This is a genomic window from Rosettibacter firmus, assembly GCF_036860695.1.
In the GTDB taxonomy this organism is placed as follows: Bacteria; Bacteroidota; Ignavibacteria; order Ignavibacteriales; family Melioribacteraceae; genus Rosettibacter; species Rosettibacter firmus.
The window spans coordinates 429038-450382 of sequence record NZ_JAYKGJ010000001.1 but is presented as its reverse complement, the minus strand read 5'-3'; the positions used below and the strand labels follow the sequence as shown (position 1 = coordinate 450382).

Annotated in this window: 19 protein-coding genes; 16 read left to right on the top strand and 3 right to left on the bottom strand. The window is 29.5% G+C overall.

The genetic code is table 11. The annotated features are described in order from the left end of the window. Positions 1-43: 43 nt before the first annotated feature. Together VJY38_RS01945 and VJY38_RS01940 are read right to left on the bottom strand one after the other, a co-directional pair. A complete protein-coding gene (locus tag VJY38_RS01945) occupies positions 44-874 on the bottom strand; it encodes a PHP domain-containing protein (RefSeq protein ID WP_353678984.1) in 831 nt (276 codons plus the stop codon). Beyond that, positions 874-1557, bottom strand: a complete 684-nt coding sequence (locus VJY38_RS01940) for a Crp/Fnr family transcriptional regulator (RefSeq protein ID WP_353678983.1) — start codon at positions 1555-1557, stop codon at positions 874-876. Before VJY38_RS01940 ends, VJY38_RS01945 begins: the two co-directional genes overlap by 1 nt. Positions 1558-1792: 235 nt before the next feature. On the opposite strand from VJY38_RS01940, the gene gap reads away from it, so the two are divergent. The 4 genes from gap (at position 1793) to VJY38_RS01920 (ending at position 5710) form a co-directional block, all read left to right on the top strand. Then, positions 1793-2857 (top strand): type I glyceraldehyde-3-phosphate dehydrogenase, encoded by a 1065-nt coding sequence (gene gap, locus VJY38_RS01935; RefSeq protein WP_353678982.1) that lies wholly within the window; start codon positions 1793-1795, stop codon positions 2855-2857. Between the two features lie 117 nt (positions 2858-2974). Continuing rightward, on the top strand, positions 2975-4174 hold the full coding sequence (locus VJY38_RS01930) for a phosphoglycerate kinase (protein ID WP_353678981.1): 1200 nt from the start codon (positions 2975-2977) through the stop codon (positions 4172-4174). Positions 4175-4485: 311 nt separating this feature from the next. Next, positions 4486-5406, top strand: coding sequence for a rhomboid family intramembrane serine protease (locus VJY38_RS01925; protein WP_353678980.1), 921 nt, complete (start codon positions 4486-4488; stop codon positions 5404-5406). Continuing rightward, positions 5384-5710: a hypothetical protein gene (locus VJY38_RS01920; protein WP_353678979.1), complete on the top strand. Its 327-nt coding sequence runs from the start codon at positions 5384-5386 to the stop codon at positions 5708-5710. The genes VJY38_RS01925 and VJY38_RS01920 overlap by 23 nt, the downstream gene beginning before the upstream one ends. On the opposite strand, the gene VJY38_RS01915 is transcribed toward VJY38_RS01920, so the two are convergent. Beyond that, positions 5703-8264, bottom strand: a complete 2562-nt coding sequence (locus VJY38_RS01915) for a RecQ family ATP-dependent DNA helicase (RefSeq protein ID WP_353678978.1) — start codon at positions 8262-8264, stop codon at positions 5703-5705. The genes VJY38_RS01920 and VJY38_RS01915 overlap by 8 nt on opposite strands. A 457-nt stretch (positions 8265-8721) precedes the next feature. On the opposite strand from VJY38_RS01915, the gene rplM reads away from it, so the two are divergent. The 12 genes from rplM to VJY38_RS01855 all read left to right on the top strand — a co-directional run bounded on the left by rplM (position 8722) and on the right by VJY38_RS01855 (position 21281). Then, positions 8722-9162, top strand: coding sequence for a 50S ribosomal protein L13 (rplM, locus tag VJY38_RS01910; protein ID WP_353678977.1), 441 nt, complete (start codon positions 8722-8724; stop codon positions 9160-9162). 12 nt (positions 9163-9174) lie between these two features. After that, positions 9175-9561: a 30S ribosomal protein S9 gene (gene rpsI / locus VJY38_RS01905; protein WP_353678976.1), complete on the top strand. Its 387-nt coding sequence runs from the start codon at positions 9175-9177 to the stop codon at positions 9559-9561. A 124-nt stretch (positions 9562-9685) separates the two neighbouring features. Next, the gene (gene rpsB, locus VJY38_RS01900) at positions 9686-10606 is read left to right on the top strand and encodes a 30S ribosomal protein S2 (RefSeq protein ID WP_353678975.1); all 921 of its coding nucleotides are present in this window, start codon (positions 9686-9688) and stop codon (positions 10604-10606) included. Positions 10607-10628: 22 nt separating this feature from the next. Continuing rightward, positions 10629-11498, top strand: a complete 870-nt coding sequence (gene tsf, locus VJY38_RS01895; protein ID WP_353678974.1) for a translation elongation factor Ts — start codon at positions 10629-10631, stop codon at positions 11496-11498. 72 nt (positions 11499-11570) lie between these two features. After that, the gene (pyrH, locus tag VJY38_RS01890) at positions 11571-12299 is read left to right on the top strand and encodes a UMP kinase (protein ID WP_353678973.1); all 729 of its coding nucleotides are present in this window, start codon (positions 11571-11573) and stop codon (positions 12297-12299) included. Between the two features lie 33 nt (positions 12300-12332). Continuing rightward, entirely contained in the window at positions 12333-12890 is a 558-nt protein-coding gene (gene frr / locus VJY38_RS01885) for a ribosome recycling factor (RefSeq protein ID WP_353679930.1), read from the top strand. Positions 12891-13040: 150 nt separating this feature from the next. Beyond that, positions 13041-14204, top strand: a complete 1164-nt coding sequence (locus VJY38_RS01880) for a tetratricopeptide repeat protein (protein WP_353678972.1) — start codon at positions 13041-13043, stop codon at positions 14202-14204. A gap of 85 nt (positions 14205-14289) precedes the next feature. Next, positions 14290-14613, top strand: a complete 324-nt coding sequence (locus tag VJY38_RS01875) for a DUF3467 domain-containing protein (protein ID WP_353678971.1) — start codon at positions 14290-14292, stop codon at positions 14611-14613. 203 nt (positions 14614-14816) lie between these two features. Next, entirely contained in the window at positions 14817-15893 is a 1077-nt protein-coding gene (locus VJY38_RS01870; protein WP_353678970.1) for a hypothetical protein, read from the top strand. 18 nt (positions 15894-15911) lie between these two features. Continuing rightward, a complete protein-coding gene (locus VJY38_RS01865) occupies positions 15912-16637 on the top strand; it encodes a FecR family protein (RefSeq protein ID WP_353678969.1) in 726 nt (241 codons plus the stop codon). A gap of 21 nt (positions 16638-16658) precedes the next feature. Beyond that, complete coding sequence (locus tag VJY38_RS01860) at positions 16659-19058, top strand: hypothetical protein (protein ID WP_353678968.1); 2400 nt, start codon at positions 16659-16661, stop codon at positions 19056-19058. A gap of 6 nt (positions 19059-19064) precedes the next feature. Next, positions 19065-21281, top strand: coding sequence for a CHASE2 domain-containing protein (locus tag VJY38_RS01855; protein ID WP_353678967.1), 2217 nt, complete (start codon positions 19065-19067; stop codon positions 21279-21281). Positions 21282-21345 lie beyond the last annotated feature (64 nt).

Genomic DNA, 21345 nt, shown 5'->3' with positions numbered 1-21345 from the left:
TAGAATTTTTTTGTTATAAATAAGAAGTGCAAAAGAAAATAAATTATGCAGTATTTCTTAGAAGCATTTTTCTCATTGCTTCAACTTGATTAAGTGAGATTGTGAATTTTCCAAAGTTCTCTTCATCGTTCTTTTTTCCACCGTGAAAATCTGAACCACCTGTTTCTAAAAGACAATATTGATTTACAATACCACGATAAAAGTTAATCTGATTTTCGTTGTGACTTGGATGTATTACTTCAATTCCATCAATTCCTGCTTTAATTATGTTAAGTAGAATAGATTCTTTCATATATCCAGGATGAGCAATAAATGAAAGGCCACCAACTTCGTTAATAAGTTTTAATGCACTTGTTGGTGAGATGTGAATTTTTCTTTCGTATGCTGGACAATTATCCCCTAAATATTTTTCGAATGCTTCGGTATAATTTTTTACTAATCCAAGATCTACAAGTGTATAAGCAATATGTGGTCGACCAATTGCAGAATTTTTTGCTCTATCTATTACATCATCTATTGTTATAGATAAACCAAGATTACGAAGTTTCTGAATAATCCTTTTTGCACGATATAATCTTTCTTCTCGAAAAAAGTTTAGGTATTTCAATAATTCTTCATTTTCATAATCAATAAAATATGCAAGCAGATGCACTTCCTTATCTTCTAAATCGGTACTGAGTTCTAAGCCAGGAATTACTTCAATACCTTTTTCTTTTCCATAATTTATTGCTTCTTTAATTCCATTAACACTATCGTGATCTGTAATGCTTATAATACTTAAACCTGATTGGTGAGCTTTTTCTATTATTTCAAAAGGAGTATAAACACCATCTGAATATACTGTATGAATATGCAAATCGACTTTAAGTGACATTAACTGTAAAGTTCCTTAAATTTTTCATAATCAATAATACGAATTTTGGAACCGTCAATTTCAATTAGACCTTTTTTAGCAAATGCATGTAATGTTCTTGATATTGTTTCTCGAGATGTACCTGCCATATTTGCTAAATCTTGTTGATTAGGTAAATTTTCTAATTCAACCTGACCATGTTTAATTTTTCCAATATCATCAGCTAATTGAAGAAGAACGGTTGCAACTTTACCTTCTGCATCTTTAAGAGAGAGAGCTTTAATTTTAACATCAGCAGCTCTTAATCTTTTTGTTAATTCCTGAAGTAATGCTATTGATACTTCAGGATGTGTTGATAAAAGATTTAAGAAATCATTTCTCTGAATTATAAATAGTTCAGTGTCTTCCATAGCAATTACTGTAGCCGAACGAGTTTGTCCATCTAATATTGCCATCTCTCCAAAAAAATCATTCTCACATAAGATAGTTAATATTACTTCTTTTCCATCAGCACTTGTTCTCGCGACTTTAACTTTACCTGATACAATAACAAAAAGTGCTGTTCCAGCTTCGTCTTCCTTTAGAATAATTTCATTTTTTAAATATTTTTTTTTGCTTCCTATTTTTTCAATTTTTATTAATTCATCAGTCGGAAGTTCAGAAAATATTGGTACAAATGATAAAAACTCAGAGGTGTTCATCATTCAATCCAAGTAATTTTATTTATTCAAGTTGAAAAATAAACTTTTTTAAATTTATCACAAATCTCTTTTTTCAAAAAAATAAAAGAGTAAAAAGCAAATATCCCTTATTTTATAAGTTAAATTCAGTATTTAACTAAAATTATTAAAATAATTATGTTTGTAAATTGAAAATTCTTTAATTATTAACTATATTGCAAGCCAAATTTTACATTAATACGATTATGGAGGTATAATAATGGCAACAAAAATCGGAATCAATGGATTCGGTAGAATTGGCAGACAAATTATTAATGTATTAGCCGAAAAAGGATACCTCGGCAAAGAGGTTGATGTAGTTGCAGTGGTAGATGTTGTCAATGATGCAAAATATTTTGCATATCAATTAAAATATGATTCAGTACATGGTAAATTTAAAGGAACCTTAGGAAGCGAAAAAAGTGATTCTTCATTAGAAACAGATGATGTTCTTATTGTTAATGGTCATAAGATTAAATGTTTACTTGCACAAAAGGATCCATCGCAATTACCATGGAAAGATTTAGGTGTAGAATATGTTCTGGAATCTACAGGATTATTTACAGATTCTGAAAAAGCAAAAGGTCATCTTGCTGCTGGAGCCAAGAAAGTAATTATTACTGCACCAGCTAAGGGAGATGTAAAAACTTTTGTTATGGGTGTCAATGATCATGAGTATGATCCAGAAAAACATCACATCGTATCTAATGCATCATGTACAACAAACTGTCTTGCTCCAATTGTTCACGTATTAATAAAAGAGGGAATTGGAATCGAAACTGGATTGATGACAACAATTCACTCTTATACAGCAACACAAAAAATAGTAGATGGTCCTTCTAAAAAGGATTGGCGAGGTGGTCGTGCTGCTGCAATTAATATTATTCCATCTACAACTGGTGCAGCTAAAGCTGTTGGTGAAGTTCTTCCTCAAACAAAAGGTAAATTAACTGGAATGTCTTTTAGAGTACCAACTGCAGATGTTTCTGTAGTAGATTTAACATTCAGATCAGAAAGAGAAACATCGATTCAAGAAATAGATGAATTAATGAAGAAAGCTTCTGAAACATACTTGAAAGGAATTCTTGGATATTGCAATGAAGAAGTTGTTTCTACAGACTTTATACATGATGATCGTTCATCTATATATGATTCTCTGGCTACATTACAAAATAACTTAAAGGGCGAGAAAAGATTCTTTAAAATTGTTTCCTGGTATGATAATGAATGGGGTTATTCATGCCGAGTAGTTGATTTGTTGATGAAAATGATAAATACAAAATAATATTATAAAAACTTTGTAAAGACGCAGTCCGAATTATATCGGCTGCGTCTTTTTTGTATATATTGTTACTATCTTCTAATTTTCGAATCAGAAAAATCCCAAAACAGGAGGATTAAAATGAAAAAACTGAGTATTGACAAAGTTAATCTAAAAGGACAGCGAGTTCTTGTTCGTGTTGATTTTAATGTCCCTTACGATGAAAACATGAATATTACTGATGACCTGAGAATTACAGCTGCTTTACCAACTATTAAGAAGATCATTAATGAAGGTGGTAAATGCATTTTAATGAGTCATCTTGGAAGACCTAAAGGAGCTCCTAATCCAAAGTATACATTAAAACCTGTTGCAGTTCGTTTAGGTGAATTGCTTGATATGGAAGTGAAATTTGCTCCTGATTGTGTTGGCGAACAGGTTAAAGCGATTGTTGATTCATTGAAAGAAGGAGAAGTTTTGCTTTTAGAAAATTTACGGTTCCATGCCGAAGAAGAAAAAAATGATCCTGCTTTTGCTCAGCAATTAGCAGAACTGGGAGATGTATATATTAACGATGCTTTTGGAAGTGCACATAGAGCTCATGCTTCGACCGAAGGTGTTACAAAATTTATTAAAGTATGTGCTGCAGGTTATCTTATGCAGAAAGAATTAAATTATCTTGGAGAAGCAATTGCTAATCCTGTAAGACCATTTACTGCAATACTTGGAGGTTCTAAAATTTCTGGTAAGATTGATGTTATTGAAAATTTATTACCAAAAGTTGATAACCTTTTAATTGGTGGTGGAATGGCTTATACTTTTTATAAAGCAATGGGATATGAAATTGGAACTTCTCTTCTCGAAGAAGAAAAACTTGAATTAGCAAAAGAAATGCTCGAAAAATTCAAAAAGTCCAGTGCAAAAGTTTTATTACCTGTTGATAATGTAGTTGCTTCTGAATTTAAAAATGAATCACCTTCAATGATTGTTGATTCAGATAAAATTCCATCAGATAAAATGGGACTTGATATTGGACCTAAAACTATTGAAGAATTCCGAAAAGTAATTCTTGAAAGTAAAACAATTATCTGGAATGGTCCACTTGGTGTATTTGAATTTGATAATTTTGCAAAAGGTACCGAAGCAATTGCAAAAGCTCTGGCAGAAGCAACTGAAAAAGGTGCTATAACAATTATTGGTGGTGGTGACTCAGCAGCTGCTATTAAAAAAGCTGGACTCGAAGATAAAGTATCACATGTATCAACAGGTGGTGGTGCTTCACTTGAATTTTTGGAAGGGAAGGTTCTTCCTGGAGTTGCGGCATTAAACGATGATAATTAATCAAAGAAAGAGCAAGATATAACTCTTGCTCTTTTTTATTAATGTTTGAAAAACTACCTAAGAAAAACTAAAAATTGTTGGCAGATTTTTATTTTAATTAAGTGAAAATATATTTCAGAATTTTATGTTTATAAATACTAAAAAGTAAATAATAATAACTGCAAATAATCAAGTAAAGTTTAATTATAGCTTCGATTACCTAAGTACAAATCAAAACATTATGTACGATGTATTAAAGAAAAAATACAATGGTTTGGATATTTTGGAAAAGAAATTATAATTTTATAGTTGAACTGTAAATAAGGAAGTATATGAGTTTAGATTCGAGAGATTATTATCGGCCTTCTGGTTTTGGAGGATTTTCTTTTTTCCCACCAGTAATTAAAAATCTATTGATTATCAATGCTGGTGTATTTCTGATACAAATAATTTTTGATAGTATCAGTTTTGGTGGTGTTCCAGGCTGGTATATTTTAAATAGATATTTTGCTTTAAATCCTATTACAGGTATTGATAGTGCAGGTATGCCATATAATTTTAAGATATGGCAATTTTTAACTTATCAATTTATGCACGGCGATTTCACTCATATTCTTTTCAATATGTTTATGCTCTGGATGTTCGGGATGGAATTGGAAAATATTCTTGGGTCAAGAAAGTTTTTAATTTATTATTTGCTGTGTGGATTTGGTGCAGGTCTATTTCAATTATTTTTAGCACCTTTATTTTCTGAATCATTGGCTCCAACTATTGGTGCATCTGGTGCTGTGTTTGGTATTATGATTGCCTTTGCAATGTTTTTCCCTGATAGATATATATTTTTATATTTCTTAATTCCAATTAAGGCAAAATATTTAATAGCATTCTTAGTAGTTATCGAATTCTTATCCGTTAACGAACCAACATTAGTAGCTCATCTTGCTCACATTGGTGGAGCTGTTACAGGATTTTTATTTATTCTTATCGATAGAAGATATGACTTTCAATTTAGGAATATATTTAGCACGTATCATAAGAAATCTAATTTTAAATTTTCTTCAAGATTCAGAAAACCATCCTTCTCAAAAGATATTGAAGAAGCAGAGTTTTATGATATCGATTCAAAAAGCAAAGAGGAAGAAATTACTCAGGAAGAAATTGATAGAATACTCGATAAAATAAGCCAAAGTGGTTATAAAAATTTAACCGAACGTGAAAAGAGAATTTTATTTGAAGCAAGTAAAAAGAAATAATCACATTGTATTATTTGCTATTTCTATTCTGCTTTTAATTGTTAACTGCTCAGAAAAAAAAATTGATGAAGATACTGCTATTCGTATCTATGTAGAAAATATCATACTGGAAGAAAAATATTCTTATAATTTAGATTCACTTAAGATAAATCAGAAAAAACTTTATGAAAAATATAATACCAGTAGAGAAGAATTTGAGAACTATTTGAAAAATTTAAAAACAGACATTGAGAAGTGGCAGAATTTTTTCAAAAAAGCTAATACATACCTGCAGGATTTAAAAAATACTAATGTGATTAATTAACTCTTTTCTTTGCAAGAGCAATTCTAAGTTTAGCATAACTTACTTTTTCATTCAACGCTTTTCTTAATTCTTTAAGATCAGTAAAGCCAGCTTCAATTTTATTATTGATTTCATTCAACTCATCTTTTTCGAATAAAGAATCAATTTCTAAGGAAGGAATTGCTTCTATTAATGTTTCAATTTGTATGGAAAGAACAGATTCTGGAATCTTTGTTATTGAAACAATATCTTCTAACGAATACTTTTTTTGTATTAATTCCAGTATCTGAAATGAAGTTTGTGGAAGATTTTTTTCTTTGATTTTATTAGAAAGACTTTCATCTTTTTCAAATTCTTTTATTGCAGCAATAAATTCTTCTCCAATTTTGTTAAACATTCTTTTGTTGAATCCATCAATTTCAAGAAATGCTGAATAGGTTTGAGGTCGTAACTTTGCAATTTCTCTTAAAATATTGTCGGGACAAATTATTTGTGCTGATTGATTAAATTTTTCTGCAACTTCTTTTCTTATTTGTCTTAATATGTTGAAAAGTTTTAAATCACTTTCATAGTTTTTTTGAATATCTACTTCTCTGTCGATTAATAAATTTGAAAAAGATTGATAATTAATTAAATCATTTTTGGATGTTATTACTTTTTCTATTTCCATATTGGATAGAACATTATCTATTTCAATAGTAGAAAAAAGTTCACAAGAACCATAAGTAGAAATGTGCTGATATTTCAAATCTTTGCCAAGTAGAATTTTTATTAACTCTTTTTTATCGATTGGTTTTTTAATTTCTTCAAGAGTAAGAAGAATGTGGTTTCGTAGAAATTCATCATCGGATAATTTGAATGTTCTTCCCGAACAATTATCGCATCTTCCACATTTATAGTTGTCTTTAAATTCACCAAAATAATTTAAGATATATGAGAATCGACATTCAGTAGTTTGAATATAGCCCAATATTTTTTCGAGCTTAATTTTATTATGTTCTATTAACTTTTTTGTCTTTGTTAAATCAAGAATTAATTCATTACCTTTTAGTCTCGGTTTAGAGAGAGAAACTGTTGGATAGGGAGATGGAGCTTCATATGAAATAATACTTGAATTGTTGAGTAACTTAAGATATTCAATTAAACTGTTTGAATCAGCTCCAAGAATTTCTGATAATCTCAGAAGATTAATATTCACACTGTAACGAAAAATATTACTACCATAATCTCTTACAAGTAATAAAACTAAGTCTTTTAATTCATTATCTTGAATTTTATTTATTAATGAGTTCAATTTGTCAGGTTCGACTAAAAATTGCACTTTGTAATTTTTATATATTTCTGGATTATACTTAATATAACCAGACTCACCAAGAATTCTTATCGAAGCATCAATCAATGCCTTATTTAATCCTTTTGATTGTAAAAATGAAATTAAATTTAGATCGATAGGAATATTTTTCTGAGAAACACTTCTTAACGCAATATTACCATAATCACAAATTGCATTGTAAACAAGTTCTATCTGTTCTTTTTGTGGAATAGAATTTTTAATGAAGTATTCCTGAATAGATATATCTTTCTCATCAAATAGCAAAAAAATATTTGATGGATTTCCATCACGACCAGCTCTACCAATTTCTTGATAATAATTTTCGATATTAGAAGGAAAGTTATAATGTATTACAGTTCGAATATCACTTTTATCTATTCCCATTCCAAAAGCATTTGTAGCAACAATAAGATTAATTCTACCTTCCAGAAAATCATCTTGAATTAATCGTCTCATTTCTGCATTTAAACCAGCGTGATAATATGCAGATTTAATTCTTTTTTGTTTTAAAAATTCATGAACATTTTCTGCTATACTTCTTGTGGCTGTATAAATTATTGCAGGTATAGATGCTGGAGTGATGAGTTTTAATAATATATCTTTTTTATCTTTCGTTTTAATTACGTTAAGATATAAGTTCTTTCTTTCGAAGCCATAGACAAAAACTTTAGCATCAATAATTCCCAATTGTTCAATAATATCATTACGAACATCTTCAGTAGCGGTAGCTGTAAATGCAGAAATTCTTTTAATATTTATAAAATCAGCAAACTGCTTGATTTTTCTATAACTTGGTCTGAAGTTATGTCCCCATTCACTAATGCAATGTGCTTCATCAACAAAAAGATAAGAAGGTTGAAGAGATTTAATAATATCTGCAAATTGAATATTATCTAATTTTTCTGGAGAAACATAAAGTAACTTAATTTTATTGGTTGATAGTTCATTTAATATCGATTGAATTTCCTTATGATTTAAAGTACTATTAATAAATGCTGCGACTTTCCCTTTTTTATTTAATGAATCAACCTGATCTTTCATTAAAGCAATCAATGGTGATATAACTAATGATACAGAATTTGATAATAAAGCAGGAATTTGATAACACAGAGATTTACCCCCACCTGTTGGTAAAATAGCTAATACATTATTTCCGTTAATTATTGAATCAATAATTTCCTTTTGATAAGCTTTAAATTCAGAAAAGCCAAAAAAATTTTTTAAAACATCGTAAGGAGTCATACTATTGTATTTTTTTAGACAAATAAATATAATTTTGATTTAAAGATTAAATAAAAGTTTAATTTCATAATAATTTATAATAAGTTTTTCAAAATATTTGTTTCAAAGGTAAGAATAATGATAACAGTAAAAAACAAGTAAAAATATTTTACTATAAACACAGATATTAAATTGACTTTTATAGAAATACTCAAATTCTTTATTTAATATCAAAACGCAATAGTCAAAAAATAAGCTTTTGATAAAAGTTTCAATACAATTCTAAAATTATAAAAGATTAATTGTGCAATAGGTATTTTGATATTAAAGCAGGTGCTGAATATGTCGTCAAAATATATTAATAAATAGTAAAATCTCAGAAATGCAAAAATTAAAATTCATAATTCCTTGACATTATAAAACTATAGAAATATATTTGAAACCTTTGAAAAGTATATTTTTGTATTTGGAGGAAATCTTGAAGCAAGAAAAGATTACAAAATTTATAAAACCTGAAGAAGCAAATCGAAAATGGTATATTGTTGATGCTAAAGATCAGGTTTTAGGTAGATTGGCTGCTAAAATAGCAAGAATTATAAGAGGTAAACACAAAGCAGTTTTTACACCCAACATGGATACAGGAGATTATGTTATTGTTATTAATGCAGATAAAGTACGTGTAACAGGGAAAAGAGAATCCCTTAAAACATATTTCTGGCATACGATGTATCCAGGTGGAGTTAAAATAAAAAGTTTTTCTGAATTAATGGCTACAAAGCCAGAATTTGTAATTGAACATGCTGTTAAAGGGATGTTACCTAAAAATCGTTTAGGTAGAAAATTAATTAAGAAACTAAAAGTTTATGCTGGGGAATCTCATCCTCATGCAGCTCAAAAACCTGAAGTATTAAGTTTATAATGGAGTGATTTGATGGCAGATAAAATATTTGTCGGTAGAAGAAAAAATGCAGTAGCCAGAGTTTATTTAAGAAATGGCTCGGGCAAAGTTACTGTAAACGACAGAGAATTTGAAAATTATTTTCCACTGAAAGAACATCGTGATAATATCTTATTACCTTTTGTTGTTACTCAAACATTAGGTAAGTATGATGTTTTTGCAAATGTTTCTGGAGGTGGAGTTTCAGGTCAATCTGATGCAATACGACTTGGTATTGCTCGTGCATTAGAAGATATTAATCCAGATTTTCGTCCTATACTTAAAGCTGAAGGTTTATTGAAACGCGACCCTCGTATGGTCGAACGCAAGAAATACGGACAGAAAAAAGCAAGAAAGAGATTCCAGTTCTCTAAGAGATAATCAACTAATTTGTTTAACCATTCATACTCTCGTATTTGCTTCCTGTGTCCCGTTTGGGATGAAAAGCAAACTTATCCATTATTGAAGGATAAGATGAGAGTAGAAGATAAAACAGGAGAATATTATGCCAAGAGTACAACTTACAGAACTAATTGAAGCTGGTGCCCATTTCGGTCACTTGACTCGCCGTTGGAATCCCAAAATGAAACCATACATTTTTATGGAAAAAAATGGGATTCACATTATTGATCTGAAAAAAACACAACAAGCTATTGATAGAGCAGCTGAAGCTGTTACTGAAATAGTAGCTCAGGGTAAAAAGGTACTATTTGTAGGTACTAAAAAGCAAGCTAAAAATACTATTGCTGCAGAGGCAAAAAGGTGTGATTCTAACTGGGTTAGTGAAAGATGGCTCGGTGGAATGTTAACTAATTTTGCAACTATACGTAAAAGTGTAAAGAGACTTCAAAATATTGAAAAAATGGAAAGTGATGGTACTTTTGAGAAAATTACCAAAAAAGAAAGATTACACTTTACTAGAGAAAAAGAAAAACTTAGAAAAGTTCTCGATGGTGTAGAAACAATGACCAAATTGCCTGGTGCTTTGTTTGTTGTTGATGTTAAAAAAGAAGCAATTGCAGTTAAAGAAGCTGTTAGATTGAATATCCCTGTAATTGCTATTGTCGATACAAATTGTGACCCTGATCCGATTGATTATGTAATTCCTGCTAATGATGATGCTTCGCGTACTATTGAAATTATTACTAAAGTAATTGCCGATGCAGTAATTGAAGGTAATGAAAAAGCTAAAGAACTAAAAGCTCACGAAACTGCTGAAAAAGAAAAAGAGAAAAAGGTTACAGAAGAACAGGAACAGGATACCGAGAAAAAACAAGCTAAAAGTAGAATTAGAAGAGTAAAATTCAATAACGATGATAGAAAAACTGAACAGAAAAAGAAAACTCAAAAAGCTGAACAAAAACCAACAGAACAAAATGAAAATATAATAGAAGAAAAAACATCATCACAAGAAACCAATAATTAATTTTGAAATTAAAGAGGAAATTATGGCAATAAGTGCAACTCAAGTAAAGGAACTAAGAGAGAAAACTGGTGCAGGAATGATTGACTGCAAAAAAGCTCTTGAAGAAGCTAATGGAGATTTCCAGAAAGCAATAGAATTGCTTCGTAAAAAAGGAGCAGCTGTTGCAGCTAAAAGAGCTGAAAAATCTGCTAATGAAGGATTAATTTTAACCCGCGTATTCAATAATGGAAATTCTGCTGTGATTTTCGAAATAAATTGTGAAACAGATTTTGTAGCTAAAAGTGATGACTTCGTTAAGTTTGCCAATTTTATAGCTGAAGTATTGGTCACAAATAAACCAGCTGATATTGATTCATTATTACAATCGAACTTGGATGGTAAAAATGTTCAGGATGAATTGAATGCTTTAATTGGTAAAATTGGTGAAAAAATTGAAATATCAAGATTTGCTTTTGAGAATGTAGAAAATGGTTTAATTGTTGATTATATACATCACGGCTCTAAACTTGGTGTAATTATAGTAGCAGAAAATGTTCCTCAAGATAAAGTTCCAGAATTTCAACCTGTATTAAAAGATATTGCAATGCAAATAGCTGCAATGAGACCAATATCGATTTATAGAGAAGAAGTTGACAAATCAATTATCGATAAAGAACTTGAAATCTATAAAGAAGTAGCACGTAAAGAAGGAAAACCTGAACAGGTTCTCGAAAAAATCGCAATGGGAAAACTAAATAAATTCTACGAAGAAAATTGTTTAATTGAACAAATCTTTGTAAAAGATAACACAAAAAAAGTAGGTAATTTGATTGAAGAATTTAATAAGCAAAATAATACTCAAATAAAACTTTTAAGATTTAAACGCTTCCACTTAAGCGATGAAAAGAAATGATTATTAAAAGGTCTTATTTCAAAATAAGACCTTTTTTTTTATATTGACTTAAGTAAATGAAATACACTACCTATGAACCACAATTTAAAATACAAAAGAATATTACTTAAACTTAGTGGCGAATCATTAATGGGTGACCAGAATTTTGGGATTGACCCAAAAGTCCTAAATTATTTCGCTGATGAAATAAAAAAAGTTCACGATCTGGGTGTTCAAATTGGAATAGTAATTGGTGGTGGTAATATTTATAGAGGATTAAATGCATCTTCTCAAGGAATTGATAGAGTTACTGGCGACCAGATGGGAATGCTCGCTACAATTATTAATTCATTAGCATTGCAAAATGCACTGGAAAATAAAGGAATTTATACACGACTGATGACAGCAATAAAAATGGAAGAAGTTGCAGAACCTTATATTAGAAGAAGAGCAATTCGTCATCTTGAAAAAGGTAGAGTAGTTATTTTTGGAGCTGGAACAGGTCATCCTTATTTTAGTACAGATACAGCTGCAACCTTAAGAGCCGTAGAAATCGAAGCAGATGCAATCTTTAAAGGTACACGTGTAAATGGTGTTTATGATTCTGATCCAGAAAAAAATCCAAATGCTAATATGTTCGAACAAATTTCTTATCTGGATGTTCTTAAATTGAATTTAAGAGTGATGGATTTAACTGCAGTCAGTATGTGCCAGGAAAATAACCTTCCAATTATTGTATTTAATATGGATGTGCCAGATAATTTATTGAAAGTTGTTACTGGTGAGAATGTAGGTACTGCTGTAGGTAATTTCCCTTCATAAAAATTTTCGACCATAAATAGCGAGGCAAATATGATGAATAATCCTGTAATTAAAGATGCCAAACAAAGAATGGATAAAACAATAGAAGCCTTTAGAAACGAAATTTCAAAGATTAGAACTGGAAAAGCTACTACAGCACTTTTAGATGGAATTAAAGTTGATTATTATGGCAAATTAACCCCACTTAATCAATTAGGTAATTTATCTGTACTCGATGTTCATACTCTATCTATTACACCCTGGGATAAGAGTATGGTTAGTGTTATAGAAAAAGCCATTCTTACTTCTGACCTTGGATTAAATCCAGTAAGTGATGGAACAAATATTAAAATTCCTATTCCACCACTAACAGAAGAAAGAAGAAAAGAGCTTGTAAAGCTTGTAAAAAAATTCGGTGAAGATGCTAAAATAGCACTACGAAATGTAAGAAGAGATGCAAATGAACATCTTAAAAAAATGGAAAAGAATAAAGAACTCACAGAAGATGAATTGAAAGAAGCAGAAAAAGAAGTACAGAAGATTACAGACGATCATATTGCTAAAATTGATGATCTAATTAAACATAAAGAAAAAGAAATTATGGAAGTTTAATAAGTTTTTGAAAACTGCAATTTTACATAACTCTGTTAAAAACAGGGTTTATTTTTATATAAACTGTATTGGAAAATTTCTTGACTTGCCAATTTTAAATTGGTTATTTTTGATATCATAATTAAATATTTTTTAAACTTAGGAGAATAAATGAAACAAGTACTTATTTATCTAAGTATATTAGGAATGGCATTAGGAATTACAGCATTCCAGTGCGCATCTGCCGAACTAACTGGTGCTAAACTTTATATTAACCAGAAACAATACGATAAAGCAAAAGAAACTTTATTAAAAGAAGTTCAGAAAAACCCAAATAGTGACGAAGGCTGGTATTTGTTGGGATATCTTTATGGTGAAGAAGGTAATATTCCCAAAATGTTGGAAGCTTTCGATAAGTCACTATCAATTAGTAAAAAATTTGAACAACAAATTGTTGAATCAAAAAAATATTATTGGGCAACTGGATTTAATAAAGGTGTAAGCTTTTTTAACAAAGCTACAAAAACTACCGATAAAGATTCTATGAATATGTTTTTTGAAAAAGCTGCGGAAAATTTTAATAATGCAATTTTATGTGAACCAGATTCAGCTGGAGCATATATTAATCTTGTTTATACTTATTTGAATATGAATAGAATTGATGATACTATTGCTCCTCTTGAAAAATTAGTTAGTATTGGTACTGCCCCCGAAGCTTTCGCAATGCTTGGACAAATTTATACTGAAAAGGGGAATCAATTAATTGATAATTATAAAACTTCAAAAAATCCCGCTGATAGTATTCAAGCATATGAAAATTTCAATAAAGCTATTGAAGTGCTGGAAAAAGGACAGGCTAAATATCCCGATGATGGTGAAATTTTATTAAGATTATCTAATGCTTACATTTCTGCTAATAAGTTAGATGTTGCGATGACGGCATTTAAAACTGGAGTAGAAAAAGAACCAAATAATAAATTTTACAGATACAACTATGGTGTTCTTTTATTGAATGCTGATAAATATCCTGAAGCCGAGGAACAATTTAAAGCAGCTATTGAGCTCGATCCAGATTATACCAACGCAGTTTATAATTTAGCTGTTACTTATATTCGTTGGGGTGCTAAAATGAGAGAAGAAATGGAAGAGAAAGGAGAGGTTTCGGATGCATACAAAGAAAAATTTAGTGCTGCAATTCCTTACCTCGAAAAATATTTATCAGTAAATCCTCAAGAACCTACTATATGGGAATTGCTTGGTAAAGTTTATGCAAATCTTGGTATGAAAGAAAAATCTGAAGAAGCATTTAATAAAGCTGATCAATATAGAAAATAAATTTTATGAGCCCACACTACAAACTGTGTGGGCTTTTTCTTTTCATTACCTCTCAAGATAGATTAATAAATAATTGGAGTATATTATGGAACACGATGAAATAAAACCACAACAAATTAATATTGAATTGGGTGAAAAAGAAGCAGAAGGAATTTATTCGAATTTAGCTATCATAACTCATTCTCCAGCTGAATTTATAATTGATTTTACAAGAGTAGTTCCGGGTGTTCCTAAAGCTAAAGTATTAGCAAGAATAATTACTACTCCTCAACATGCAAAAATGTTAATGCGTGCCTTAAAAGATAATATTGAAAAATATGAAGCTCGTTTTGGTGAAATTAATATCGATTTACAGCCAGCTCCACAATTTGGATTTATTAATCCGGGAAAAGAACCAAAAGTAAATTAATTTTTTTATTCTGGAGGGGGGCACTTCTCTTAAAATAGTAATTTTATTTATTACAATAAAAATTTACTCCTACTGTTTCAAAACTATTATCCAGTCACTGTAGTTTAGTTTAAATCACAAATTTAGTCTTGTTATAATTCAAATAAATATTTACTTTATTTAGCAGATATTTATATTTGGAATTAATTTATAGGAGGGAATGTATGGAAGACGTTTTAAAACGAATATGTTATTTTTTCTTTTTTATTTTATATATATCAATAGTTAAAGCTCAAACACCAACTATACAATTAAATATCCTTGGCGATTTATCTACTATTGATTTTGCTGCATTGGCTATTGAAGAAAATCTTCAAAACCAGCCACGAATTATGCAGGTAATTATTAATCCTCCAGGTATAGAAGTAATTGTTGAAGGTAAAATTGAATGGAGGAAAGAACTAAATAAAGCACCTGTAAAAGTAGCAGAGTTTAGAACTAAACCATTTATTTCAAGGATATTTAGTAATGACGAACTAAATAAAGATATTGAACTGGTAAAAAAAGAGTATAATGATAATATAGTTTCTGAAATTAGAGAAATAGCAAAACCAACAGGGATTTTTAATATTGAAGTAAATCTTTATTATCCTGTTGATAATCCTACCTTGGTAAGTAGCGATTCAAAAGAATTGATATTTCTGAATCCTTCTCCCCCAATTATTTTATCTCCAAATGAAGGGAGTGTTGAAAATATTGGTTCAATACTGGTTACATGGACGAAATCTCTTGGTGCTAATTCTTACAAAATTTTAGCTAATTATCTAAAACCGGGTGAGACTTATGAACAAGCTCTTAATTCAGGAAATCCTCTGGTTAATAATAAAGAAGTTGAAGATACTTCCAGTATTAATTTAGTTGATTACCTCGATAGGGAACTTATTAGTGATACAACTATTGTTCTGGCTATAAAAGCAGTTGTGAATAGGCCTGGTGGTCCCGATGAGTTGATGAGCCCTATAGTTTCATTTAGAATTGGGAAACAAATATCAGATGCCAGTGAAATTACAAATATAGAAAAAGTAACTAATATAGAATTAGAACGATTAATAAATTTACTTCGGGATCATATAGATGAAGATGCTTTAAATATTCTTAGAAGTGGTAATATTAATTTTGAACAAATACAATTCTTTGATGAAAATGGGAATGCTATAAGTTTCTCTGATTTAACGGGAATTTTGAATCATTTAGAACTGGATAGAACTTCTATCATATCTGGAAATTTTCGTCCAAGATGAAAAATAGAAGGGGATAATATGAAAGAGAAATTAATAATTTTATTTTTTATTGCTTTTTATATATCAATCTTTCCTGAAGAAAAAAATGAGAACAACAAAGCAAAAAACTCAAATTCTTCTGATACACAGGTTGCATTAGTAACTAAAGTTTATAAAGATGTTAATTATAGAAAAACTGCAGATGAATCGGACTGGCAAAAAGCTAATATTGGATTAGTGCTTTATGATGGGAACGAAGTTAAAACTGGTTTTAAATCTTTAGCACTTGTTAAATTTACTGATGGTTCGGGTTTATTACGTGTACGGGAAAATTGTATTCTACATATTTTTGGTGATAAAAAAGAAAAATTAATGAATAAAAATACTTTCATTCAAAAGGGATTAATTAGTTTTGATGTTAAAAAACAATCTGAAAATGAAGAATTTAAATTTACTACTCCTACCGTTGTTGCTTCAATTAGAGGGACAAGTGGATTTTTAGAGTATAGCGAAGATAGCACATTCACAATGTCCTTAGAGTCAGGTTCTGCATTGCTTAATTTTACTGGGCCACAGGGAGGTGAAGGAACTTTAACAGAAGGTAATACAGTTACTATTTCGAAAGATGGCACTTTTGATTTTCGTGAACAGACTGATCAAGATAAAAAGTTAATGCAAGAATCTCGAAGAACAAATATTAAAAAGATTATTATTCAAACTCCACAAGGCGATTTTGAAATAGAATATTACGGTCCCGAAGAATAATTTTTTTTAAAAGGGGGTAAAATGAGATTAAAGTTTCTATTAAGATATATTAATATTTACATTCTACTCACTTATTTTATATTCTTAGCAAAAGTAGATGCTCAAGAAAGTCTAATTCTAAATGTAAAAACAAGCGAAGCAAAAGTTAATACACCATTAAATTTTTCTGTTGAATTAATTTCAACAGAAAATATCTTATCAATTGATTTATTATATAGATTATTCGGTCAAAATGAATTTCAAAAGGTGGAAATGCAAATTGTTGGTAATGCTGCAACTTATACTATTTCATCTGATGTAATAAAACCACCAACTTTAGAATATTACTTTGTTATTAACCTTAAGGACGAAACACAACAAACCTATCCTTCAGGTATTAACGAAGGAGCTTCTCCATTTCAACTGGCTATTCAAGGAGCTTCAGAAAAAGATAAAGAAATTATTGTACTTAATCCCGATGAAGGCGAAATAGTAACTCAGGATAACTTTTTAATTTCAATCTCGTTTATGAGAGCACCTGAAAATATTGATATAAGAAGAACAAAAATTTTTCTAAATAATATTGATATTTCGGGTAGTGCTCTTATTGCGGGAGACCTGGTTGTAATTAGTAATGAGAATATTAGTAATATTAAAACTGGTGCTACTCAAATTAAAATAGAAGTTTTTGATAACGAAGGAAATTTATATCATTCAATAATAAGAAATATTCAGTTTGTAACACGTGAAGTTGCTACCAGATTAGAACAAAGGTGGAAAGTCAATGGAAACTTGAAAGCTGAATCGAGAAATGAAAATTATAGCGAGATTTCAAAATGGTATAATAATTTAAATGCAGAAACAAAAATTACTTCAGGAGATTGGTTTTTTGGTGGTCAACTTTATGTAACTTCAGAGGAAAAGAAATATCTTCAACCATACAATAGATATAATTTGACTATTCGCAATGGAGATTTGCTAAATTTACAAATTGGTGATTCTTATCCTCAGTTTCCAAATTTAATTATGAGTGGTAAAAGAATTCGCGGAATAAATGGAGCATTAAATCTTAGTGCTTTCAATATTCAAGCAACATATGGTGAAATACTCAGAAAGGTTGAGGGGACTTTATTAGAAAAGTATCTTAAAGAAAATGCTCCACTCGCGTACAATGTGATACCAATTGATGAAAATAAATATGGATTTCCATTTGGTAGAGTTCAACTGGGAACTTATAGCAGGAAATTATTTGCCATTCGACCATCTTTTGGAAGTGGTGAAAATTTTCAATTGGGATTTACTTATCTTCACTCAAAAGATGATCCCAATTCGGTTGAATTCTCTGCACGACCACAAGAAAATGCTGTTGTTGGAACAGATTTAATGTTTGCTTTTGATGAACAAAATATTCTTTTTACATCACAGGCAGCATTCAGTATCTATAATAAAGATATTTCTTCAGGTACATTATCAGATGAAAAAATAGATTCTATTTTTGGAGAAGGAAAAGCTTTTGATATTGATCCAGATAAAATTAAAACAATCAAAAAATGGCTTGGTAAAATTATTACTGTAAATCAATATATCGGTCCTCTTAATCCTCAAAAGTTGGCATCTTTAGTTGGCGAAGCAGCACTAAGTCTTAATTATTTTAATAACTCTCTCAAAGCTTCTTACATTTATAGAGGGAATGATTATTTCTCATTTGGACAATCATTTATTAGAACAGATGTAAAAGGATTTAATTTTGTTGATAGAATTAGAATGTTCGATAACCAATTCTTCCTTTCTTTTGGTTATGAGAAGTTAGAAGATAATCTACAAAAAACTAAAATAGCCACAACAACATTCGAAACCGTTAGTGCAACAGCATTACTTTTTTTAAGAACTAATTTCCCAAGTATCACAATAGGTTACAATCGATATAAAAATAACAATGGGATAAAAATAACAGATACAATTTATAGCAATTATGTGATTGATGATATTACAGATAAATTTACATTATTATTTTCATATGATATAAAATTAGGAGTGCGTCACAATACTTCATTGTCAATAACAACTCAGAAAAGGGAAGATAAAAGTCTGAATGATATTGATGCAAATTATAATTCAGTATCATTATCAATTAATAGTTTTTGGGAAAGAAATTTTAACTCAATCTTTCAACTGCTTTATAATTCTACAGAAATTGCGAATAAACAATATAAATATGTTACCTTAACATTAGGGCTAAAACGTAAATTACTTGAAGATAAATTACTCCTTTCAGCTACATTGAGCCCAAGTTTTGGTGATTATAAAAGACAGTCATTAGAGCTTATTGCAGATTATAATTTAATTTCAAGATTAAATGTAGCTTTTCAAACAAGAATTTTTAGGTTCCCTGGAAAGACTACAAATTCAATTATTGGCTTAACTACTCGTTACACATTATAATTTATTATGAATGGCAGTAAAAAGATTGTAAATGCTTTAAAACAGTTAGTAATAATTTTAACAGCTGCTATTCTAACTATTTTAATTACTCAAGATTATCTTTTGCCAATCACACCTTTAAGGGAATTAGAATTAAAATTAATTGATAAAAGATTTTCAGAAAGAGGAATAGTTGATTTAGGAGATTCTTCTGATGTTATTATTGTAGAAATAACTCAGGATGCTTACGATCAAATCCCGCCACCATATAATCGCTGGTCTTGGCCAAGATTTGTTTTTGCAAAAGTTATAAATAATCTGACAAATGCAGGTGCAAAAGCAATTGGTATTGATATAAATTTTACAAACGAAGATCAATGGTCTCCTTCAAATGATTCATTAATGTATCAATCAATTTTAAATTCCAGAAAAGTAGTGTTATCAGGCAAAATTGATATTGAAAGTGAAAGATTACTTGAAGAAAATAAAAGTTACATAAAAAATCTTAAAGAAAATTTTGGTAATTATTTTTATCATGTGGATAGTTCAATAGGAATAGTTCAGGTTCCTGCAGATAATGATGGAGTGTTTAGAAGATATCTTCCATATGTTAAGTCGAATTTAATGAATAAATTAATTCCAAGTTTTGGTTTTGCTGTCCTTAATAAATTTTATAATCTTCCCAAAGATTTTACTGCTATTCGTCATGATGAGTTCTTTCAAATAAATGGAAGACTCATTCCACAATTCGATAAAAATAGTATCTTAATTAATTTTTATGGACCAAGTGGAACTTTCCCGCGTGTAAAATTAATTGATGTGCTCGATGATAAAGAATTTAAAACTATTGATGAACTTGAAATTGGAGAGGACTTAAATACCTGGGATAATCCCGATGGTGGCTTACTTTATACGAATAAATTTAAAGATAAGATTGTTCTTATTGGTTCTACAATGCCAGAAGATAGAGATATTTTACCAATTTCTTTTGCAAAAGGAAAACAAAAAGGAGATAACTTAATTTATGGAGTTGAATTTCACGCTAATATAATTCAAAATGTTATAAGAGGAGATTTTTTATATAAACAATCAAATTTGAGTGAAATACTCTTAATAATTTTGTTAACAACTTTTTCATTTGTTATAACATCATTACTCAGGAAAGTCAAATTACATTTAGGATTATTAATTGAATTATTAAATATAATTATAATCGGGCTATCAATTTATCTGTTCTATCGCCTGAGCGTTTTTTATTTTATAGAAAAAAAATTAGTTATTGCAATTGTAAGTCCCTCACTTGCACTAATTGTTGGATATTTTTCGAGCACAGCTTATCATTTTTTAAGAGAGCGGCAACAAAATGTTTTGATAAAAGGAATGTTCAGTCATTATGTAAGTAATACGGTAGTGAATGAGTTAATATCTAATCCAGACAAATTAAAATTAGGTGGCGAAAAGAAAAATTTAACAATTATGTTTAGTGACATTGCTAATTTTACAACATTTGCAGAAAAAAAACAGCCTGAAGAGCTGGTTAGTTTTATTAATCAATTTTTAAGTGAGATGAGTGAAATTATTATTGCCAACGATGGAACACTTGATAAATATCTTGGTGATGCTGTAATGGCATTCTGGGGTGCTCCAGTTGAAGTGCCTGATCATGCTTATAAAGCTTGCTTGACAGCTCTTCAAATGCAAAATAGACTTGCTCAACTAAGAGAAATTTGGACTAATAAAACTGAATCTTCTATCTACATTAGAATTGGAATTAATTCGGGAGAAGTTATTGTTGGTAATATTGGTGGCGAGAAAAGATTTGATTATACAGTTCTTGGTGATAATGTAAATTTAGCTTCAAGACTCGAAGGAGCAAATAAAGAATATGGTACGAGTATAATGATAAGTGAATCGACATACGAATTGGTTAAAGATAAATTTCTTGTTAGATATCTTGATGTTGTGAGAGTAAAAGGAAAAACAAAACCAACAGCTGTTTATGAATTAATTAATGAACTTGGAGATAAAAAAGCTCAAGAAGCTTTTGAGAATATGGATTTTTATTTTCAAGGAATTGAATTATACAAGCATAAATATTTTGAAGAAGCTCTTGATTATTTCAAACGTTCTTATGAAAAATTAAAAGACTATCCATCTAAAGTATATATGAATAGATGCGAATTTTATTTATCGAATCCTCCTGATGATAACTGGGATGGAGTTTTTGAATTAAAAACAAAATGAATTTTTATTTGGTTAATTCATATTCATTTAGTTACTAATTTTTGATGTGAGAGAAAAATCTATA

Excerpts from the sequence above, each read along its gene's own strand:
- frr (WP_353679930.1), top strand. The coding sequence starts at position 12,333 with ATGAATAATCCTGTAATTAAAGATGCCAAACAAAGAATGGATAAAACA.
- gap (WP_353678982.1), top strand. The coding sequence starts at position 1,793 with ATGGCAACAAAAATCGGAATCAATGGATTCGGTAGAATTGGCAGACAA.
- VJY38_RS01915 (WP_353678978.1), bottom strand. The coding sequence starts at position 8,264 with ATGACTCCTTACGATGTTTTAAAAAATTTTTTTGGCTTTTCTGAATTT.
- pyrH (WP_353678973.1), top strand. The coding sequence starts at position 11,571 with ATGAACCACAATTTAAAATACAAAAGAATATTACTTAAACTTAGTGGC.
- VJY38_RS01855 (WP_353678967.1), top strand. The coding sequence starts at position 19,065 with ATGAATGGCAGTAAAAAGATTGTAAATGCTTTAAAACAGTTAGTAATA.
- VJY38_RS01875 (WP_353678971.1), top strand. The coding sequence starts at position 14,290 with ATGGAACACGATGAAATAAAACCACAACAAATTAATATTGAATTGGGT.
- tsf (WP_353678974.1), top strand. The coding sequence starts at position 10,629 with ATGGCAATAAGTGCAACTCAAGTAAAGGAACTAAGAGAGAAAACTGGT.
- VJY38_RS01880 (WP_353678972.1), top strand. The coding sequence starts at position 13,041 with ATGAAACAAGTACTTATTTATCTAAGTATATTAGGAATGGCATTAGGA.
- VJY38_RS01870 (WP_353678970.1), top strand. The coding sequence starts at position 14,817 with ATGGAAGACGTTTTAAAACGAATATGTTATTTTTTCTTTTTTATTTTA.
- VJY38_RS01930 (WP_353678981.1), top strand. The coding sequence starts at position 2,975 with ATGAAAAAACTGAGTATTGACAAAGTTAATCTAAAAGGACAGCGAGTT.
- rpsI (WP_353678976.1), top strand. The coding sequence starts at position 9,175 with ATGGCAGATAAAATATTTGTCGGTAGAAGAAAAAATGCAGTAGCCAGA.
- VJY38_RS01925 (WP_353678980.1), top strand. The coding sequence starts at position 4,486 with ATGAGTTTAGATTCGAGAGATTATTATCGGCCTTCTGGTTTTGGAGGA.
- rpsB (WP_353678975.1), top strand. The coding sequence starts at position 9,686 with ATGCCAAGAGTACAACTTACAGAACTAATTGAAGCTGGTGCCCATTTC.
- VJY38_RS01860 (WP_353678968.1), top strand. The coding sequence starts at position 16,659 with ATGAGATTAAAGTTTCTATTAAGATATATTAATATTTACATTCTACTC.
- VJY38_RS01940 (WP_353678983.1), bottom strand. The coding sequence starts at position 1,557 with ATGATGAACACCTCTGAGTTTTTATCATTTGTACCAATATTTTCTGAA.
- VJY38_RS01945 (WP_353678984.1), bottom strand. The coding sequence starts at position 874 with ATGTCACTTAAAGTCGATTTGCATATTCATACAGTATATTCAGATGGT.
- VJY38_RS01865 (WP_353678969.1), top strand. The coding sequence starts at position 15,912 with ATGAAAGAGAAATTAATAATTTTATTTTTTATTGCTTTTTATATATCA.